This window comes from Ralstonia sp. VS2407 (assembly GCF_052950655.1).
Map to the genome: position 1 here is coordinate 1 of NZ_JBRFVG010000134.1, position 528 is coordinate 528.

Sequence of the window (528 nt, forward strand, 5' to 3'; positions counted from 1 at the left end):
GGAGAAAATCTTGACGGTCGTGCCTCCCATGCCCTGGGCCACCATCGCCAAGGTCGAGATGTTTTGATTGTAGGCTTTCACCGCTACGTCATGTCCCATGGTTAAGTTGAAGGAGATGGCATAGAAAAAGACTGTGATGAACAGTACGCTGAACGCGATGTTCATGGAGCGCAAGGCCTTGTGACGTGCTACTTCGATTGACCTGTAGTGGGCCCGGTAGGAGATGACAATCGGGCTGAGTGACTGGATGAAGAGTATCGAGGTCAATGTGAATGGAAGCATGACGATGGTCTGTTTCACTAGGTAGCCCAAGCTCGGGAAGGCCCCGACGTTCGCCAGGTTCCAGCTGCCGATGATCGCGAGGCCGAGGAAAGTCACGACAGACAGTTTCGTGAGTACCATCACCGTCGAGATTCGGAAAAGGATCTTTTCCGCTCGTGAGGCGATCGCCACCATGATGCAGATGACAACCAGACCATAGAACGGATTGTGCGACCACACAGTTTTGGTCACTCCGAAGGAATGGAG

The 528-nt window shown here is 53.0% G+C and carries 1 pseudogene; it reads right to left on the reverse strand.

Annotated elements, in window-relative coordinates:
* A pseudogene (locus tag ACU8YE_RS24245) lies at positions 1-528 on the reverse strand (transporter); the annotation flags it as partial.